This is a genomic window from Micromonospora sp. NPDC049559 (assembly GCF_040676675.1).
Taxonomy (GTDB): domain Bacteria; phylum Actinomycetota; class Actinomycetes; order Mycobacteriales; family Micromonosporaceae; genus JBFAPK01.
Window position 1 is genome coordinate 94,085 of sequence record NZ_JBFAPK010000030.1, and the last position, 17,915, is coordinate 111,999.

The 17,915-nt window shown below is 73.4% G+C and carries 13 protein-coding genes and 1 rRNA gene; 6 read left to right on the plus strand and 8 right to left on the minus strand.

From position 1 onward, the window contains the following. Positions 1–452: 452 nt before the first annotated feature. On the plus strand, positions 453–1,844 hold the full coding sequence (locus AB0J86_RS27570; protein ID WP_363860521.1) for an MFS transporter: 1,392 nt from the start codon (positions 453–455) through the stop codon (positions 1,842–1,844). Here AB0J86_RS27570 and AB0J86_RS27575 read toward each other — a convergent pair. From AB0J86_RS27575 to hflX, 3 genes are all read right to left on the minus strand, one after another. Continuing rightward, positions 1,771–2,349 (minus strand): DNA starvation/stationary phase protection protein, encoded by a 579-nt coding sequence (locus tag AB0J86_RS27575; protein ID WP_363860522.1) that lies wholly within the window; start codon positions 2,347–2,349, stop codon positions 1,771–1,773. The two genes, AB0J86_RS27570 and AB0J86_RS27575, sit on opposite strands and share 74 nt — an antisense overlap. Positions 2,350–2,483: 134 nt before the next feature. Next, on the minus strand, positions 2,484–3,077 hold the full coding sequence (locus tag AB0J86_RS27580) for a hemerythrin domain-containing protein (protein WP_363860523.1): 594 nt from the start codon (positions 3,075–3,077) through the stop codon (positions 2,484–2,486). A gap of 71 nt (positions 3,078–3,148) precedes the next feature. Further along, positions 3,149–4,300 (minus strand): GTPase HflX, encoded by a 1,152-nt coding sequence (gene hflX / locus AB0J86_RS27585; RefSeq protein ID WP_363860524.1) that lies wholly within the window; start codon positions 4,298–4,300, stop codon positions 3,149–3,151. A 127-nt stretch (positions 4,301–4,427) separates the two neighbouring features. Here hflX and AB0J86_RS27590 point away from each other — a divergent pair, with 127 nt between their 5' ends. The 3 genes from AB0J86_RS27590 (at position 4,428) to AB0J86_RS27600 (ending at position 8,275) form a co-directional block, all read left to right on the plus strand. Next, positions 4,428–4,874 carry a hypothetical protein gene (locus AB0J86_RS27590; RefSeq protein ID WP_363860525.1) on the plus strand — a complete coding sequence of 149 codons (447 nt, stop codon included), beginning with the start codon at positions 4,428–4,430 and terminating at the stop codon, positions 4,872–4,874. A 515-nt stretch (positions 4,875–5,389) separates the two neighbouring features. Then, the gene (locus tag AB0J86_RS27595; protein ID WP_363860526.1) at positions 5,390–7,012 is read left to right on the plus strand and encodes a ricin-type beta-trefoil lectin domain protein; all 1,623 of its coding nucleotides are present in this window, start codon (positions 5,390–5,392) and stop codon (positions 7,010–7,012) included. A gap of 252 nt (positions 7,013–7,264) precedes the next feature. Further along, positions 7,265–8,275, plus strand: a complete 1,011-nt coding sequence (locus AB0J86_RS27600) for an NAD(+)/NADH kinase (RefSeq protein WP_363860527.1) — start codon at positions 7,265–7,267, stop codon at positions 8,273–8,275. A 134-nt stretch (positions 8,276–8,409) separates the two neighbouring features. Here AB0J86_RS27600 and AB0J86_RS27605 read toward each other — a convergent pair whose 3' ends face one another. Genes AB0J86_RS27605 through AB0J86_RS27615 form a run of 3 tightly spaced genes read right to left on the minus strand, consistent with a single transcriptional unit; the run spans position 8,410 to position 11,859 of the window. Beyond that, a complete protein-coding gene (locus AB0J86_RS27605) occupies positions 8,410–10,692 on the minus strand; it encodes a heavy metal translocating P-type ATPase (protein ID WP_363860528.1) in 2,283 nt (760 codons plus the stop codon). A gap of 10 nt (positions 10,693–10,702) precedes the next feature. After that, positions 10,703–11,617, minus strand: coding sequence for a hypothetical protein (locus AB0J86_RS27610; protein ID WP_363860529.1), 915 nt, complete (start codon positions 11,615–11,617; stop codon positions 10,703–10,705). A gap of 32 nt (positions 11,618–11,649) precedes the next feature. Further along, positions 11,650–11,859, minus strand: coding sequence for a cation transporter (locus AB0J86_RS27615; protein WP_363860530.1), 210 nt, complete (start codon positions 11,857–11,859; stop codon positions 11,650–11,652). A gap of 251 nt (positions 11,860–12,110) precedes the next feature. On the opposite strand from AB0J86_RS27615, the gene AB0J86_RS27620 reads away from it, so the two are divergent. Then, entirely contained in the window at positions 12,111–14,201 is a 2,091-nt protein-coding gene (locus AB0J86_RS27620; RefSeq protein WP_363860531.1) for a prolyl oligopeptidase family serine peptidase, read from the plus strand. Between the two features lie 53 nt (positions 14,202–14,254). On the opposite strand, the gene AB0J86_RS27625 is transcribed toward AB0J86_RS27620, so the two are convergent. Together AB0J86_RS27625 and AB0J86_RS27630 are read right to left on the minus strand one after the other, a co-directional pair. Further along, positions 14,255–16,384, minus strand: coding sequence for a hypothetical protein (locus tag AB0J86_RS27625; protein WP_363860532.1), 2,130 nt, complete (start codon positions 16,382–16,384; stop codon positions 14,255–14,257). A gap of 86 nt (positions 16,385–16,470) precedes the next feature. Continuing rightward, positions 16,471–16,737 carry a hypothetical protein gene (locus tag AB0J86_RS27630; RefSeq protein WP_363860533.1) on the minus strand — a complete coding sequence of 89 codons (267 nt, stop codon included), beginning with the start codon at positions 16,735–16,737 and terminating at the stop codon, positions 16,471–16,473. A gap of 1,087 nt (positions 16,738–17,824) precedes the next feature. On the opposite strand from AB0J86_RS27630, the gene AB0J86_RS27635 reads away from it, so the two are divergent. Continuing rightward, positions 17,825–17,915: ribosomal RNA gene (locus AB0J86_RS27635) — 16S ribosomal RNA — on the plus strand; the annotation flags it as partial.

Consider the following 17,915-nt stretch of genomic DNA (forward strand, 5'->3'; position numbering starts at 1 on the left):
ATTCCAGCCTACGTGTCCGCATCCGTCGCCCCCGGCTCGCTCAATCCGGCCCCCCGTGGTTGAGCTGCACGAGCCGGAGGCTATGCGGCGGCCGGTCGCGCTGGCCAGCGCGTCGAGGCCGGAGTGTGTTCCGTTACATGGGAGGCCCGGCTCGCGCGTGCCCCACGGGCCGGGCGGGGGTGTTTGGGCGGTAACGCACGGTGGTACATGACGTCAGGAATACCTGGCCCTGCGGCCCGGGCGTGACCGACACGCTCGCCGCCGTCCTCGACCACCGCCCGGAGACCTCGAAGCCGATGCCCAGCACCGATCGGCCGGACCTCGCCCGCCGAGGGGCGTCATGACCGTCGAAGCGATCCGGTCCGACCCGGACGAGGTACCGTCCACGGCCCGCCACCTCATGCTGGCCATCGTCTGCGTCACCCAGTTCATGGTGGTGCTCGGCGTCACCCGTGACGATCACCCTGCCGGCCGTCGAGGCGGACCTGTCGTTCCGGCCGCGGGATCTCCAGTGGACGATCAGCGCCTACCCGCTGGCGTTCGCGGGGGCGCTGGTCGTCGCCGGCCGGGCCGCCGATCTCTACGGACGGCGCCGGTTGTTCGTCGCCGGACTGGCCGTGTTCGGCGTGGCGTCGCTGGGCTGCGCCGCGGCGACCACGCCGGCGCTACTGCTGGCGGCCCGCGCGGTGCAGGGCCTCGGCGCCGCCGCGCTGGCGCCCTCGGCGTTGGCGATCCTGGTCGCGATCTTCCCCGCCGGGCGGCGGCTGAACGCCGGGGTCGCCTGGTACACGGCGGCGCAGGCGGTCGGCGGCGCGTCCGGCTGGGTCGTCGGCGGCGTCGTCAGCGACCACGTGGGCTGGCGCTGGCTCTTCGTGGCCAATGTGCCGGTATGCGTCGCGGCGGTCCTCACGACCTGGCGGGCGCTCCCCGCCGACCCGTCCGCGGTACGTGGCGGCGCGCGACAGCTCGACTATCCCGGCGCGCTCCTGGTGACCACCGGGATCACCCTGGTCGTCCTCGGCCTCACCCAGGTGGGTGCCGGGGGGAGCGGTTGGTCGGTCGCCGTCGGGCTCGGCGCGGGTCCGCTGCTGCTCGCGCTGCTGACCCGGGTGGAGCGGCGGGCCGCCAGCCCGCTGGTACCGGCGCGGCTGCTGCGCCGAAAGGCGCTGGTCACCGGGTTGGCGGTAGCGCTGGTGTTGACCGCCGCCACCACATCCGTGCTGTTGCTCTGCTCGCTCTACCTCCAGCACGTCGCCGGCTGGAGCGCGGCGACCAGCGGGCTGGCCTTCGTGCCCTTCAACCTCGCGGTCATCGCCGCGTCGATGATCGGGCCGATGCTGCTGCGCCGGCTCGCCCCCGACGCGGCGATGGTGCTCGGGCTCGGCGCCATCTGTGCGGGCTCCGTCGTGCTCATGGCCCTGCCGGAACACGGGCCGCCGCTGGTCGTGACGGTACCGGCGTTCGTGCTGCTGGGACTGGGCAATGGTCTCGCCGCCGTGGCGGCCGTGAGTGCCGGCACCCGGGCCGCCGGGGACAGTCCCGGGGTGGCGTCCGGGCTGCTGAACAGCGCCAGCGAGTTCGGTGTCGCGCTGGGGCTCGCCGTGCTCGTCACGATCGCGTCCGCCCGGACCGCGGCCCTGTCCGGCGTCCGGCCGGCCGCGGCCCTGCTCGACGGGTACCGCTGGGCGTTCGCCGCCGGCGCGGTGGTCGCCGCGGCGGTCGCGCTCGCCGTGCTGGCGACGTCACGGCCCCGGCCCGGCCGGCGTGGCGTCAGGCCCGTACCAGCGGGACCTCGACCAGGTGCTCGGCCAGGAACCAGGTCTGCAACTCGCCGGTACGGATGACGTTGGAGACGAGGATGTCGTTGCTGCCGTCGTCGCCCATCTCGGCGACCCGGCCGGCGGCGTCGTGGCAGTCGATGAGGATCATCTCGTGCGTCTCCAGCAGCCGGGAGAGCATGACGGGCACCTCCTCGGCACCGTCCGGGGGCCGGGGCACCCTGGTGATCTCGGCGACGTGGCGGGGGTCGCCCACCGCCACCCCGCCGAGGGTCTGCACCCGTTCGGCCAGCAGGTCGACGAGGGCGAGCTGCTCGCCGGCGTGCTTGTCCAGCAGCAGGTGCAGCTGGTAGAAGGTCGGGCCGCGCATCAGCCAGTGGTACTTCTTGTAGAGCGCGTAGAGGATCTGGGTGTCGGCGAGCACCCGGTTGAGCCGTTCGCACGAGTACATCCGCGTCTCGAACGAGAGCCCGAGCGGGAACTGGCGGACGGTACCGAACTCCTGGATCTCCCTGCCACGCTGGTGCAGCCAGGGCTGGCTGCCGTCGTCGTGTGCGCCCGGTGAGCTCATGAGCGGCCTCTCTCTCGCCATGGGCGATGGTCGTCGGGACGCGTGGCTACCCCGCCGAACCGCCGCCAAACCCGCCGCATCCACCGAAACCGCCCCGGGCCTGCCGGCTCTCGCAACCGGGCTGGGCCGCCGGCTTACGGGCGGCCGCCGCGGTTCACCACGCGCTGGTCGGCCATCCCCTCGCGCCAGTCCCGTACGTGGTCCCGCAGCTGGTCGAAGAGGAGCAGCGGCGGCCCGCCGACGAGGTTGCGTGACGCGGTGTCCCCGGCGTGGGGGTGCGGCCGGGTCGGTGCGGCGGCCTCCGCCGCCCGTACCGCCCCCGCCATCTGCTGGAGCTGGTCGACGGAGAGCCGTTCCCGCAGCCGGGGAAACTCCGCGGTCTCCTCGTGCGCCGCGTGCGCCGAGACCGCCTGGGCGAAGGCGTCGAGCTTGCCGTCGAACTCCGGATGGTCGACGCCGAGGTCGTAGAGTTCGGCCAGGGCCTGCTTGGCCTCGTGTTCCTCGGCCAGCCGGCCGTCCACCACCCGCTCGCCGTCCTGGATCGCCCGGCGCGCGGCGGGGTGGACCACCTCCTCCTCCGCGGTCTCGTGCACCGCGAGGACGTGTACGAGCTGCTCGAAGAGTTCCCGCTTCCGCCGACCCGTCTCGCGCGGGATCCGGCTGAACAGAATCTTGATCTCCTTGTGCTGCGCCAGCAGCACGTCCACCACGTCCTGCTCCCTCGTCATCCGGATCACCTCGCCGTCGGCGTCGTAGGGCGGAAGTACGGCTCGACCGGGAGTTCCCCGGCGTACGGCGGCTATGCGGCCGGGGCGGTCAGCCGGGCCGCGAGCGCCGCCCGCAGCCGGTCGACGCCGGCGCCGGTGCGCGCCGAGACGGCCACCGCCTCCGGGTACGCGCGCCGAAGGTCGCGCACGGACTCCTCCGGCGCGATGTCGATCTTGTTGAGCACCAGCAGCTCCGGCACGTCTCCGGCGCCGATCTCGCGCAGCACGCTCCGTACCGTGCTGATCTGGTTGCGGGCGTCCGGAGCCGAGGCGTCGACCACGTGCAGCGCCAGCTCGGCGCGGGTCACCTCCTCCAGCGTCGACCGGAAGGCGTCGACGAGCTGGTGCGGTAGGTACCGGACGAATCCGACGGTGTCGGTGACGGTCGCGACGGTGTCGCCGAGCCGGATCCGGCGTACGGTCGGGTCGAGGGTGGCGAAGAGCACGTCCCGCACCTGGGCGTCGGCCCCGGTCAGCCGGTTGAGCAGGGAGGACTTCCCCGCGTTGGTGTAGCCGGTGATGGCGACCGACGGGACCTCGTTGCGGGTCCGGCGGCGCCGGGTGCGTTCCCGCCGCCGGGCCACCTCGGCCACCCGGTCGCGCAGCCGGGCGGCGCGCTGCCGCAGCCGCCGTCGCTGCGTCTCCAGGCGCATCTCACCCGGACCCCGCACCCCCATCCCGGCGCCGCCGGCGGTACGGCCACCACCAACCCGGGACAGCTCCCGGCCGGAGCCCGCCACCCGGGGCAGCTGGTACGCGACCTGGGCCAGCTCCACCTGGAGCCGCCCCTCGCTGGTACGGGCGTGCTCGGCGAAGATGTCCAGGATCAGCGCGGTGCGGTCGACGGTCCGTACGCCGATTCGCTCCTCCAGGTTGCGCACCTGGCCCGGGCTCAGCTCACCGTCGGCGATCACCAGGTCCGCGCCGGCCTGTTCCGCGGTCGTGGCCAGCTCGTCCACCTTGCCCGACCCCACGTAGGTCGCGGGGTCGGGGCGGGGTCGGGTCTGCACGACCACGTCCACCACGGCGAGGCCGTCGGTGTCGGCGAGCCGGCGCAGCTCCGTCAGCGAGAGTTCGCTACCCGGCCCGCTGCCGTCCGCGCCGTCCCCCTCGCGGACCGCGAGCAGGACCGCCCTCGGCCGCTCGACCTGCTCGTCCGTGCCGAGCAACCACGCTCCCGCCATGGACCCCCTCCAACCTCCCGGCGGGCCTACCCGGTTTCCCGGGCCGTCATGCTCCCGGTTCCGGGTGTGAACCGGGGCATTCCGGGTAGGCGGCGCCGGAGAGTGGTACCGGCAGAGTGGAGTGATCATGAATCTGTCCCACATCCCGCTCCGGACCGCCGTCGGCGCGTACTTCCTCAACTCCGGTCTCTCGAAGTGGAACCTGGAGGGCGAGGCGGCCGAGGGCATGTACGGCATGGCGGTCGGGGCGATTCCCGCCCTCAAGCGGTTCGCACCCGGCGCCTTCGCGCGGCTGCTCGCCGGCAGTGAGATCGCCATCGGCGTCGGCCTGCTGCTACCGGTGGTGCCGTCCGCGCTGATGGGGACCGGACTGATCGGCTTCGGCGGGGGGCTGCTGCGGCTCTACTGGGCCACCCCGGGGATGCACCAGCCGGGCGACCTCCGCCCGACGCAGCAGGGCGCCGCGCTCGCCAAGGACGTCTGGCTGGTGGGCGCCGGCCTCACGCTCGTCCTCGACGACATGTTCAACCGCGGTCGCCGCGCCGGCAGGAAGATCGGCCGGAAGGTGCGCTGACCGGCAGCCCGGTCGCCCCGGCGACCGTCTTTATTACCTCACCACGCTGCCCGACGCCGGCCTGGTGCCCGCCGAGCGGGTCGGCCGGCGGCTGCGCCACCGACGTGCCGGCCTCGGCGACCAACTCGGGGGCCTCGACGTGCCCCGGTCGTCCGGGCGTAGCGGCCTCGCCGGCTCGTCGCGCGCCGTCCGCCGCCCGTAGCGCGCAGCCGGCCACCCCTGGCGCGCCGTCCGCCGCCCGTAGCGCGCCCAGCGCGCAGCCGGCCACCCGTAACGCGTAGCGCGCAGCCGGCCCATCCGGACGACGATGGCACGGCATCCACGACTTTACAAGCGTTGATGTTAAGACTTTTGCCTGTAACAATTAGGTGTCTTAACAGTTAGGTCCACCGTTCCCGGCGCGCCTGCCGCCGGAGCGCCCGTGCGGTGTCAGACCGGGACTGGTTCGGCCGCCCGCGGCCGTGCCGACGGCGGACCGCCTCGCGTCTGCCGCGTGGGCGGCGGGAAGGACCACCATGACCCAACATTCGCTCGGGACGGGGCTCCGCCGGCCCGGTGGGCGGAAGGTCGCGCTGGTCGCCGCGACCACGCTCACCGTCACGGCCAGCCTCTTCGTCGGGATCGGTGGCGCGGCCGCGGACACGGTGGGCGCCATCACCGGGTACGGGGGCAAGTGCGTCGACATCGCGGCGGCGAGCAGCGCCAACGGCACCCAGGTGCAGCTCTACGGCTGCAACGGCAGTACGGCCCAGCAGTGGACCGTCGGCGACGACGGCACCATCCGAGGGCTCGGCAAGTGCCTCGACGTAGCCGCCGCCGGCACGGCCAACGGCACCAAGGTGCAGATCTACGACTGCAACGGCACCGCCGCCCAGCGCTGGACGTACGCCGGTGGCGCGTTGACCAACGTCAACTCGGGCAAGTGCCTCGACGCGACCGGCCCCAGCTCCGCCGACGGTACGCCGTTGCAGATCTGGACCTGCACCGGCGCCGCCAACCAGACCTGGACGCTGCCGACCGGAGGCGGCACCCCGCCCACCACCCCGCCGCCGTCGGGTGGCTTCGTGCACCCCGGCGTGCTGGTCAGCCGCTCGCAGCTCGACTTCGTGAAGGGGCGGGTGCAGGCCGGGGCGCAGCCCTGGACGGCGGCCTACAACCAGATGATGGCCAGCCGGTACGCCTCGCTGTCGCGGACCCCGGCGCCGCGCGCGGTGGTGGAGTGCGGCTCGTACTCGAACCCCAACTACGGCTGCACCGACGAGCGCGAGGACGCCATCGCCGCGTACACCGACGCGCTCGCCTGGTACATCACCGGCAACGCCAGCTACGCCCAGAAGGCGATCCAGATCATGGACGCCTGGTCGGCGACGATCACCTCGCACACCAACAGCAACGCGCCGTTGCAGACCGGCTGGGCGGGTTCGGTCTGGCCCCGGGCCGCCGAGATCATCAAGTACACGTACAGCAGCTGGCCCAACGCCAACCGCTTCGCCACCATGCTGCGCAACGTCTACCTGCCGATGGTCCGCAACGGCTCCAACAGCAACGGCAACTGGGAGCTGAGCATGATGGAGGCCGCCATCGGCATCTCCGTCTTCCTCGACGACCGCACCAGCTACAACGCCGCGGTGACCCGCTTCCTCAACCGCACCAAGGCCTACGTCTACCTCAGCAGCGACGGCTCCCTGCCGTACACCGTGCCGGGCAGCGGTCGGGACACCGCCGCCGAGATCATCGAGTACTGGCAGGGCCAGTCCACCTTCGTGACCGGGCTGACCCAGGAGACCTGCCGCGACTTCGTGCACACCGGGTACGGCATCTCGGCCATCTCGCACGTCGCCGAGACCTCCCGCATCCAGGGCCAGGACCTGTACCCGCAGGTCGGTGAGCGGCTGCGCCAGGCGCTCGGCTTCCAGGCCAAGTACCAGCTCGGTGAGGCCGCGCCCTCCTGGCTCTGCGGCGGCAGCCTCAACCTCGGCCTCGGCCCGGTCACCGAGGTCGGCTACAACGCCCTGGCCAACCGCCTCGGCAACACCATGACCAACACCCGGACGCTCACCCTGCAACAACGTCCGGCCGGTACGAACAACCTCTTCGTCGCCTGGGAGACCCTGACCCACGGCGACAACCCGAACTGACGCACCCGCCCGGTGGCCACCCGACACGCGCCGCGAAGGCGTGACCGGGTGGCCACCGTCCGCCACGCCCGCATCTCGGCGTACCCCCGCTAGCTCCTGTTCGTGCTGCTCGTGGCCCGGTGGCGCCGGCTCGGTGCCGGGCCGGCCGGTCTTACGTAAGCTTCGAAGATCGGCGGCGCGCGCCGATCCGCCGGGTCGGGCCGACCGGTCCGGCGCCCGGCGGGCCGGTGACGGACGGGAGACGATGGGGGCATGACGCGGCAGCGGTTGGGCCTGGTGGTGCACGAGGGTCGGGCGGCGGCGGTCGAGGCGGCCGGCATCGTCCGCCGCTGGGCCGTCGAGCACTCGGTCGAGGTCAGCGACATCGACGTCTGGTCGCCGGACGCGAAGGACTGGAAGCACTGTCACCGCCGCACGGCCGTCGACGAGATGGCCGCCGCCGGTCACCCGGCGCTGATCGTCACGGTCGGCGGCGACGGTACGTTCCTGCGCGGCGCGCGGGTGGCGGCCGAGGACAACGTACCCGTGCTCGGGATCAACGTCGGGCGGGTCGGCTTCCTCACCGAGGTGGAGCCGCACGAGATCGGCTCCGCGCTGACGGCGTTCTTCGCCGGCCAGGTGCAGCTCGACGAGCGGTTGATGCTGACCCTGCGCGCGTCCCGGCCGCTGGAGATCCCCGAGGGCATGCAGGCGCTGCTGCGCTACGGGCGCGGCCCGCTGCTACCGCCGCCACCGCTGCGCCCGGGGTCCGAGCCCGTCGACGGGAGCGGCGTCGCGCTGGACGTCACCGCCCTCAACGACGTCGTCTTCGAGAAGCTGGCCCGGGACCGGCAGGCCAGTCTCGGCGTCTACCTGGACGAGACGCTCTTCGCCTCGTACTCGGCGGACGCGCTGGTGGTCGCCAGCCCGACCGGCTCGACCGCCTACAACTTCGCGGCCGGCGGGCCGATCCTGTCGCCCCGGCTGCGCGCCCTGGTCTTCACGCCGGTCGCGCCCCACATGGTCTTCAACCGCAGCCTGGTGATGGCCGCCGACGAGGCGGTCTCGATCCGGGTGCTCGAACACTCCGGCCAGGTGGCGGTCAGCGTCGACGGGCAGCTGCGGGGCGTACTGAACCCGGGCGACTGGGTCACCGTGCTCCCCGCGGAACGTCCGGCGAACCTGGTCCGGCTGCGCTCCTCGCACTTCTACTCCCGGCTGCGGGAGCGGTTCTCGCTGACCGACGCGCCGGCCGCGATCGCCGACAGCCTGCCCACCGGCTGACCGCCCGCCGGGCCGGCCGGCGCGCCCGTCACCGGCCGATGCGCCGCACCGCCGGCCGTCACGGCCCGGCGGCGCCGACGGCCGCGCGGAGACCGTACCCGCCGTCAGCGCCCGCGCGGAGACCGTACCCGCCGTCAGCGCCGGCGGGCGGGCGCGGCCGTGCGGAAGCCGCGCAGCCGCAGCGAGTTGCTGACCACGAAGACCGACGAGAACGCCATCGCGGCCCCCGCGATCATGGGGTTGAGCAGCCCGGCGGCGGCCAGCGGCAGGGCGGCCACGTTGTAGGCGAAGGCCCAGAACAGGTTTCCCTTGATCGTCCGCAGGGTCGCCCGGGAGAGCCGGATCGCGTCGACCGCGACGGTCAGGTCGCCACGGACCAGGGTGAGGTCCGAGGCCTCGATCGCCACGTCCGTACCGGTGCCCATGGCGAGGCCGAGATCGGCCTGGGCGAGCGCGGCGGCGTCGTTCACCCCATCGCCGATCATGGCCACCACCCGGCCCTCCGCCTGCAACCGCTGGACCGCGTCGACCTTGTCGGCCGGCAGCACCTCGGCGATCACCTCGTCGATCCCGACCTCGGCGGCGACCGCCCGGGCGACGGTGGCGTTGTCCCCCGTCAGCAGGACCGGGGTGAGTCCCAGGCCGCGCAGTCCGGTGATCGCGTCCCGGCTCGTCGGCTTCACCGTGTCGGCCACCACCAGCGCGCCGCGGGCCCGACCGTCCCAGCCGGCCGTCACGACGGTACGGCCGGCGGCGGCGGCCTCCTCGACGGCGCGGGTCAGCTCGGCCGGCACCTCGACGCCGTGCTCCGCGAGCAGCCGCGCGCGACCGACGACGACGCGGTGACCGTCGACCGTACCGGTCACGCCGAGGCCCTCGGCGTTGGCGAAGCCGGTCACCGGGGGCAGCGTTCCGACCCGCTCGACCGCGCCGGCGGCGACGGCCCGGGCGATCGGGTGCTCGGAGGCGGCCTCGACCGCCCCGGCGAGCCGGAGCAGTTCCTCGGGGTCCGCGCCGTCCGCGGGGATCACCTCGACGAGGGACATCCGGCCGGTGGTGACCGTGCCGGTCTTGTCCAGCAGCACGGTGTCCACCCGGCGGGTGGATTCCAGCACCTCCGGACCCTTGATCAGGATGCCGAGCTGGGCGCCCCGGCCGGTGCCGACCAGCAGCGCCGTCGGGGTGGCCAGGCCCAGGGCGCAGGGGCAGGCGATGATCAGTACGGCCACGCCCGCAGTGAAGGCGGCCGTGGCGCCGCCGCCGTTGCCGAGCCAGAAGCCGCAGGTGGCGACCGCGAGCGCGATGACGATCGGTACGAAGACCGCGGAGATCCGGTCGGCGAGCCGCTGTACCTGCGCCTTGCCGGTCTGCGCCTGCTCGACCAGGCGCGCCATCTGCGCCAACTGGGTGTCCGCGCCGATCCGGGTGGCCCGGACCACCAGCCGGCCGCCCGCGTTGACGGTCGCGCCGACCACCTGGTCGCCCGGTCCCACCTCGATCGGCACCGACTCGCCCGTGAGCATCGAGACGTCCACGGCCGAGGAGCCGTCCTCGACGATCCCGTCGGTGGCGATCTTCTCGCCGGGCCGTACCAGGAACCGGTCGTCCACGGCGAGCTGGTCGACCGGTACGCGCACCTCGGCCCCGGCGCGCAGCACGGTGACCTCCTTGGCGCCCAGCTCCAGCAGGGCGCGCAGCGCCGCGCCCGCCCGCCGCTTGGCCCGCGCCTCGAAGTAGCGGCCGGCCAGCAGGAAGAGGGTCACCCCGGCGGCGGCCTCCAGGTAGATGTCCCCCGAGCCGTCGCCCCGGGCGATGGCGAAGCTGAACGGGTGGGTCATGCCGGGGGTACCGGCGGTGCCGAGAAAGAGCGCCCAGAGCGACCAGCCGAACGCCGCGAGTGTGCCGAGCGAGACCAGCGTGTCCATCGTCGCCGCCGCGTGCCGCAGGTTGATCCAGGCGGCCCGGTGGAACGGCCACCCGCCGTAGGCCACGACCGGGGCGGCCAGGGTCAGCGAGAGCCACTGCCAGTACGTGAACTGCAGCGCGGGGACCATCGCCAGGGCGATCACCGGGACCGTCAGTACGAGCGAGACCAGCAGCCGGTCACGCAGCCCGCGCAGCTCGTCGGCGGGCTCGCCCGGACCGCCCGGCTCCTCGCCCGCCGTGGGCCGGGGCGGTGGCGGTACGGCCGCCGTGTAGCCGGTCCGCTCGACCGTCGCGATCAGGTCGGCCGGCGTCAGCGGCTCGGTGTACGTGACCGTGGCCTTCTCCGTGGCGTAGTTGACCGTCGCGGTCACGCCGTCCATCCGGTTCAGCTTCTTCTCGATGCGGGCCGCGCAGGAGGCGCAGGTCATCCCGCCGATGGCCAGCTCGATCTGGTGGGGGGCGGTCGGCAGCGGGCCGGTGACGGATGCCATCACTGCTCCTTCAGCTCTGTGCGGTGACGGTGAACTCGGCGGTGCGCACGGCGTCGCCGTGCCGGAAGTCGAGGTACAGCCGGTAGGTGCCGGTCGACGGCACCTCGACGGCGAAGGTGACCCGAGGACCGGGCGCGGTACGCCCGTCGCCGGGCGCCCCGTCCGGGTGTACGTGCAGGTACGCCAGGTCCCCGTCGCGCAGCGCCACCAGGTGGCCGTACGCGCCGAGGTAGGGCTGCAGGTCGGTGACGGGTACGCCGTCGCGGGCGACGGTGAGGGTGAGCCGGCTCGTCCGGCCCGCCGACAGGGTGCCGTCGAGGGTGACGGTGTAGCCGTCGACGGTGCTGACCGGCGCCGGGGCGGGCAGCGGGCGCGGGGTGAAGGCGCCGGGGACCGGGACGTCCACCCCGAGGGTCAGCGGTTCGGCCCCCGTGGGCTTGAAGTCGGCGAAGGCCCGCCAGGTGCCGGGCTCGCCGAACGGCGACGCGATCCGCCAGGTCCCGTCGGGGCCCAGCTCCGGATGCAGGTGGCGGAAGCCGGAGAGGTCCCGGCGTACCGCGATGAGATGCATCCGCTGCTCGTGTTCGACGTCGTACCCGGTCACCGCGCGGCCGTCCGGGCCGAGGACGCGGAACGCGAACTCCCCGGCGGCGGCAGGTACGGGGGTCAGGGTGTAGCCGCGCTCGGCCACGAGCAGGCCGCCCGGCATCCGCGCGGTCGCCTGCTCGTGCCCGCCGTCACCGTGCCCGCCGTCGGCCTGTCCAGCGTCGGCCTCTCCAACGTCACCGTGCCCGCCGTCGGCGTGCTCGGCGGCCGGGGCGGCGGTACGGGTGACGGGGCCGACCAGGTCGCCGGCCCCGTACGCCGCACCGAACACCGCCGCGAGCCCGAGCAGGAAGGCGCTCAGCTTCGTCGCCGTGTTCATGGTCGGCACCTCGTCTCGCCGCCGGGTCGCGCTCAGGCGGAGACGAGTTCGTAGCCGGCCTCGTCGACGGCCGCCCGGACCGCGTCGAAGTCCAGCGGCTCCGCGCTGGTGACGGCGACCTCACCGGTGGCGAGGTCGACCGAGACGTTCTCGACGCCGGGCAGGGCGCCGACCTCGCTGCTGACCGAGTTCACGCAGTGCCCGCAGGTCATGCCCTTGACCAGGTAGTTCGTGGTAACCATGGTGACTGTCTCCTTCTGCCGGGGGACGTCGAGCGCCGATGGGCGCGGGATCCGGCTCTATACCGTTACCCAGTGGGGGTATCCCGACGCACCTGAACCTAACATACCCCCCGGGGGTTTGCACGAGGGCCGCCACGGGACCTCCCACGCCCGATCGTGACGTGACGGCCTCGACCGGAGCGGAGACAATGCGAGACACCCTCGCCGTCCCACCGGCCGGACCACGGCCGCCTATCCCCGGAGCTGCGACGATGACCGAGACCGCCGGCGCCGACGAAGACGGGTACCTCTGGCTGGAGGAGTTGGACGGCGAGCGCGCCGCGCACTGGGTCCAGGACCGCAACGCGGAGAGCGTCGCGGCGCTGACCGCCGGCTCCCGCTTCGACGGCCTGGTCGGGGAGCTGCGCCAGGTGCTCGACGCCGCCGACCGGATCCCGTACCCGGTCTGGCGGGGCGAGCACCTCTACAACTTCTGGAAGGACGAGCGACATCCGCGCGGCCTGTGGCGGCGCACCACGCTGGACCAGTACCGCCGGCCCGAGCCCGACTGGGAGCCGGTGCTCGACCTCGACGCGCTCGCCGAGCGGGAGGCGGAGAACTGGGTCTGGCAGGGCGCCACGGTGCTGCGCCCCGGCTACCGGCGCGCCCTGGTCTCGCTCTCGCGCGGCGGCTCGGACGCCACCGTGGTGCGCGAGTTCGACCTGGTGGAACGGGACTTCGTGGCGGACGGGTTCGCGCTGCCGGAGGCGAAGACCGACGTCGGCTGGATCGACTTCGACCACGTCTACGTCGGTACCGACTTCGGGTCCGGGACGCTGACCGAGTCGGGCTATCCCCGGCTCGTGAAGCGGTGGCGCCGGGGCACGCCGCTGGCCGAGGCGACGGTCGTCTACGAGGGCCGGGCCGAGGACGTGTCGGTCTTCGCGGTACACGACCCGACCCCGGGCTTCGCCCGCGACTTCGTCGGACGCTGGCTCGACTTCTTCCGCAGCGAGCAGTACCTGCGCACCGGCAGCGGTGACCTGGTACGCATCGACGTGCCGGACGACGCCCAGATCGACACCCACCGGGACTGGCTGCTCATCCGGCTGCGCTCGGCCTGGACCGTGGGCGGCACCAGCTACCCCGCCGGGGCGCTGCTGGTCACCGGCCTCGACGCCTTCCTCGCCGGCCGGCGCGAGCTGCACGTCGTCTTCGAGCCCGACGGCCGTACCTCGCTGCGCTCGCACGCCTGGACCCGGAACCACCTGATCCTGGCGCTGCTGACCGACGTACGCAGCCGGCTGGAGGTGCTCACCCCGGACGGGCGGGGCTGGCGGCGCCGGCCGCTGGCCGGCGCGCCGGGCTTCGACCACACCGACATCGTGGCCACCAATCCGGACCACGACGACGACTACCTGCTCTCGTCGAGCGGCTTCACCCACCCGGCCACGCTCCGGCACGGCCGGCTCGACGCGCCGGACGGCGCCGGCGCCGTCGAGCGTGCGGAGGTCGTCGAGCGTACGCCCGGCGAGGAGGAGATCCTCAAGCGCGAGCCGGACTGCTTCGACGCCTCCGGTCTCGCGGTCCGGCAACACTTCGCCAACTCCGCCGACGGCACCCGGGTCCCGTACTTCGTCGTGGGCCGCCCCGGCGCGCCCGCCGGCCCGACCCTGCTCTCCGCGTACGGCGGGTTCGAGTACTCCTGGACGCCCGGCTACAGCGGCATCGTGGGGCGGGGCTGGCTGGCCCGTGGCGGTACGTACGCGGTGGCCAACATCCGCGGCGGCGGCGAGTACGGCCCCGAGTGGCACCGGTGCGCGATCCGGGAGAACCGGCTACGGGCGTACGAGGACTTCGCGGCGGTCGCGACCGACCTGGTCCGCCGGGGCGTGACGGTGCCGGCGCAGCTCGGCATCGAGGGTGGCAGCAACGGCGGACTGCTGACCGGGGTGATGCTCACCCGCTACCCGGAGCTCTTCGGCGCGGTGGTCAGCCAGGTACCCCTGCTCGACATGCGCCGCTACCACCGACTGCTCGCCGGCGCCTCGTGGATGGCCGAGTACGGCGACCCGGACCGCGCCGAGGACTGGGCCTACCTGCGGGAATACTCGCCGTACCACAACGTCCGCGCCGGCCGGCCCTACCCGCCGGTTCTCTTCGTCACCTCGACCCGGGACGACCGGGTGCACCCCGGCCACGCCCGCAAGATGGTCGCGCGGCTGCGCGAACACGGCTACGACGTGACCTACTTCGAGAACGTCGAGGGCGGGCACGGTGCCGCCGCCGACAACGCCCAGCTCGCCTTCAAGTGGGCGCTGATCCTGGAGTTCCTCCGGCGGCACCTGGTTCCGGCGGCCTGACCGCTGGTCCGGCCCTTGTCTTGCCTCCCCGTCCCGCGCCGTCCGGCCCTCGCTCAGTCCTCTCGGGTCGAGGTCTCCCGCCGCCAGCTGGAGACGTACCGGCGGGCGGTGCTGTCGGCCAGCCCGAGTTCGTCGACGAGCAGGCCGGCCAGCGCCGTGGTCTCCAGCTGCCCCTCATCCCGCGCCTGGTCGAGCAGCTCGTAGACGCGTGACTTCGACGAGCCGCCACCCTGCTGGCCGGCGGCGCCCGACGCCAGCTCCGGCACCGCCGCCAGGGTCGGGCCGTCGTCCGGCGCGCGCCGCGGGCCCGGAACGGGGATCGGCACCGGCGTCGAGATCGTACGGGTCGCCGCGGCGCGTACCAGGTCCGGCAGCGGCCGGTCCCGCAGCGGTACCTCCTCCGGGCCGAGCGGGGCCGGACCGTTCGCCCGGCCCGCCGCCGTACTCTCGGCGACCGCCTGCGGGGCGGTGCGCTGCGCCGGGATGGTGGCCGAGGCCGTGGTACGTCCCGTTTCGGCGGCCCGCCGCTGTGCCGGTACCGTCGCCGTGGCCGCGCCGCGCGCCTGTCCGGCCGCCGCGACCGCGCCCCGGGGCTGCCCGGCCGGGCTCCGACCGGTCCCCGACCGGTCCGGGTTCGGCCGGGTGCCGCGCCGCTGCCCCCGCGCCGACTGCAACGCGCTGATCTCCGCCGTCACCGCGAGCGCCCACTCCGGCTTGCGCCGGTTCTCCGGGGTGTCGGCGCGCTCCGGGGTGTCCGCGCGCTCCGGGGACTTCTCCGCCGGGTCGGCGGCCTCCGGCTCGCCGGCCTCGTGCCGGGCCCGCCCTCGCCTCGTGGTGGGCCGTTCCGGCGTACCCCCCTCGGCCGCCTCGGCCGAGGGCTCGGGGCCGTCGGTCTGCTCGGCCTGTCCGGCGTGTTCGGTCTGTCCGGCCCGCCCGGCCGGCTCGCCCGGGTCGGGCTGCCCGGCGGCTGCGGGCTGCTCGGCCTGGTCGGGCCGCTCCGCCGGGAGTGCGCTCGGCGCCTCCTCGACCGCCGCACCCGGCGACGTCCGTCCGGGGCCCGCGTCCGCCCGCGTGCTCGCCTCCGCTCCGTTCCAGGCCTTGCCGACCGGCTGCGGCCACGTCGCGACCCCCGTCGCCACCTCGCCGCGGGACCATCCCTGTGCCGCGACGGCGACGGTCGCGCCGGACGCCCAGTGCGGGCGGGGCGTAACCGGTACCGCCTGGTCGGGCTCGACGCCCGCCGCGCCCGGCACCGGCCTGGCGTCGGCGAGCAGCCGCTCGGCCGAGGCCAGCACCTCCGGGTCCAGCTGCGGGCCGCGCCGGCGGCGCCAGCGGCGACCACCGGCCGGCAGGTTGCCCGCCAGTACCCGGGCGGGGGCGAGATCGGCGGCGATGAGCGAGGTCAGCCCGTCGTAGTCGGCGCGTTCGGCCAACCGTCGGGCGATCTCGTCGAGGTCGTACACGGCGACGGCGATGTCGGCGGTCGTACCGTCCAGCGCCTGCCGGATCTTGCGGTGCAGCACCTTGGAGAGCGCGGCCTGCCGGCGCTCGGTGCGGAGCTGGGCGCGGGCGGCGTCGAGCGAGTCGTAGAGCCCGAGTCGCGGGTCGGCCTTGGCCAGCGACTTCGCCCGCCGGGTCAGCCAGGGGTGTCGCAGCCAGTGCCCGAACACCTCGTACGCCGGCGGGGTCGGCGGGAGCTGGCGCTTGGCGCGCAGCCGGTCCCGGCGCTTGTTCTCGGTGTTCATGAGCCAGACCAGGTAGCCCAGCAGGGACATGCCGCCGTAGAAGCCGCCCTCCAGGTGGTTGGTGTGGGCGAGCCAGTTGAAGGCGACCGCGCCGCCGGCGATGGCGGCCGAGAGCAGGCGCGAGAGGGTGGCGTGCTCGCCGAGGCGGCGCCGTACGTCGGCGTTGGCGAGCACCACCATGCCGCCGAGTTCCAGGGCGCCGACCGCCGGCAGGGCGACGTACCACTGCATGTCGAGCGCTTCCATGGCGCCGGAGACCTGACCGCCGAGGGCGATCAGCAGCACCACCACGTAGAAGCCGGTCCGGAGGGTGGTGGTCGACCGCACGGCCCGGGCCAGGTCGGCGTCGACCTCGCCCGTATCGCCCAGCGCGTCGCGTTCCCGCGCGGTGCCGGCGCTGGCCGGAGGCGACCACGCCGTCTCTCGTACCTGAGACATGGGAACTTCAGCGTCCTCTCGTCCGGCGCCGGCGCGAGCTGTGGGAGGCACGATCGTCGGGCCGCGGTGGCTAGGGCTTGTCCCGCCTAGGCGGCGTTCTCGAGGTGGTACCCGCGGGCGGCGAGGAACTCCTGTAGGGCCATGTCGACCGTGTCCTGCACCGTCGCGCTCTGCTCCGTCACGAAGCGCGCGAGCAGTGCGTTTATGTCGTGCCGGACTCGGGTGTTGAGCTGGGACCGGGGTACGCCGCGCGGTCGGCGCGCCGGCATCGCGGGCTTCGGCGTGGGGACATGCCGGTCCGCCTCGTCGCGTCGCTCCGCGATCCGTCGCTGAACGACCGGATTCTCCGCCATGTCCGCCTCCTTCCCGGGGAGGGATGCTAGCAACGTGCTAGCCGCCGGCGGAGCCGGAGATCGGCCGGCGCGGATCGGTCGTCGTCCACCCGGAGGGTCGGCCCAGTTCAGGACCGTTCGCGGGAGTACGGGTCCGATCACGTGCACTCGTGGTCGTGTACTCGCCGCAATGCCCCGGGCTCTCCCCGGCGCAGGGATCCCGGGCAGGATTCGTCCGGCGCCAGCCACTCGCGTACGGCCACCCGTCCGGGGCGACCGCGGGATGCGCCGTGGGAATCCGGCAGTCAGCTGCCGGTAGGCGGTCGCGGGTCCACCGCCCTGGTCGCGGTCCAGTGCCCCTGGGCGCGGTCCAGTGCCCCTGGGCGCGAAAGGCGTCGGTGCGGAGTCCGCGCGACGTGGGTCTTCGCGGAGGGCGCGGCGTGACAGGACGGGTACCTTCCGCAATTCCCGACCCCGATTTGACGATCGAATGACCGACCGCGTAACTTTCTCTCTGCCCGCAGGGAGCCGGACAAAACGGAGCAAAAAGCTTCGGGAGGCCGGGCCTGAGGGTCGACCAACTCCAACCGGTCAGGGGTAACCCAGGACCGGGCCGGGGGGTCGGTGCGACACCGCCGATCTGTGACGCAGGTCAGTTTGGTGCCGGGCCATCCGCCGGGTAAGGTAGTCGGTCGCGGCAGGGTTCCGGGCGAGCTTTGCGGGTTGTTCCGCGGGTAGGCCGGTCTGCTTTCTCCTCTGGTTCGTGTGGCGGTGGTTTCGTCGTGCGTGCTGGTGGGGGTCTGGGTGGTTCTGTGTTGGTCCGGATGGGTTCGGGTTGACACGGGAGGAAAGCCCGGGTAACGTAGTAAAAGTGCCCAGCGCGGGAACGCGGTGGGTGTGGGGCAAGTAGACCCCGGTGGGTGTGCCTGAGGTTCGGGTGTGCCGGTCCGGTGTGTGTTTGTTCTTTGAGAACTCAACAGGGTGCTTGATAAGCCAGTGCCAATTATGATTTATCCTCCGGGCTGGCTGACTGCTTCTCTTGGGGAGTGGTTGGTTGGTTTGGATTCCTTTGGCAACTTTTTGTTGCTGGGGTTTTCTCTTCTAGTTTTTGTTGGAGAGTTTGATCCTGGCTCAGGACGAACGCTGGCGGCGTGCTTAACACATGCAAGTCGAGCGGAAAGGCCCTTCGGGGTACTCGA

What these genes read in the sequence shown, in the direction of transcription:
- AB0J86_RS27575 (WP_363860522.1), bottom strand. Translation starts at nt 2,349, where the DNA reads ATGAGCTCACCGGGCGCACACGACGACGGCAGCCAGCCCTGGCTGCAC.
- AB0J86_RS27580 (WP_363860523.1), bottom strand. Translation starts at nt 3,077, where the DNA reads ATGACGAGGGAGCAGGACGTGGTGGACGTGCTGCTGGCGCAGCACAAG.
- hflX (WP_363860524.1), bottom strand. Translation starts at nt 4,300, where the DNA reads ATGGCGGGAGCGTGGTTGCTCGGCACGGACGAGCAGGTCGAGCGGCCG.
- AB0J86_RS27590 (WP_363860525.1), top strand. Translation starts at nt 4,428, where the DNA reads ATGAATCTGTCCCACATCCCGCTCCGGACCGCCGTCGGCGCGTACTTC.
- AB0J86_RS27595 (WP_363860526.1), top strand. Translation starts at nt 5,390, where the DNA reads ATGACCCAACATTCGCTCGGGACGGGGCTCCGCCGGCCCGGTGGGCGG.
- AB0J86_RS27600 (WP_363860527.1), top strand. Translation starts at nt 7,265, where the DNA reads ATGACGCGGCAGCGGTTGGGCCTGGTGGTGCACGAGGGTCGGGCGGCG.
- AB0J86_RS27605 (WP_363860528.1), bottom strand. Translation starts at nt 10,692, where the DNA reads ATGGCATCCGTCACCGGCCCGCTGCCGACCGCCCCCCACCAGATCGAG.
- AB0J86_RS27610 (WP_363860529.1), bottom strand. Translation starts at nt 11,617, where the DNA reads ATGAACACGGCGACGAAGCTGAGCGCCTTCCTGCTCGGGCTCGCGGCG.
- AB0J86_RS27615 (WP_363860530.1), bottom strand. Translation starts at nt 11,859, where the DNA reads ATGGTTACCACGAACTACCTGGTCAAGGGCATGACCTGCGGGCACTGC.
- AB0J86_RS27620 (WP_363860531.1), top strand. Translation starts at nt 12,111, where the DNA reads ATGACCGAGACCGCCGGCGCCGACGAAGACGGGTACCTCTGGCTGGAG.
- AB0J86_RS27625 (WP_363860532.1), bottom strand. Translation starts at nt 16,384, where the DNA reads ATGTCTCAGGTACGAGAGACGGCGTGGTCGCCTCCGGCCAGCGCCGGC.
- AB0J86_RS27630 (WP_363860533.1), bottom strand. Translation starts at nt 16,737, where the DNA reads ATGGCGGAGAATCCGGTCGTTCAGCGACGGATCGCGGAGCGACGCGAC.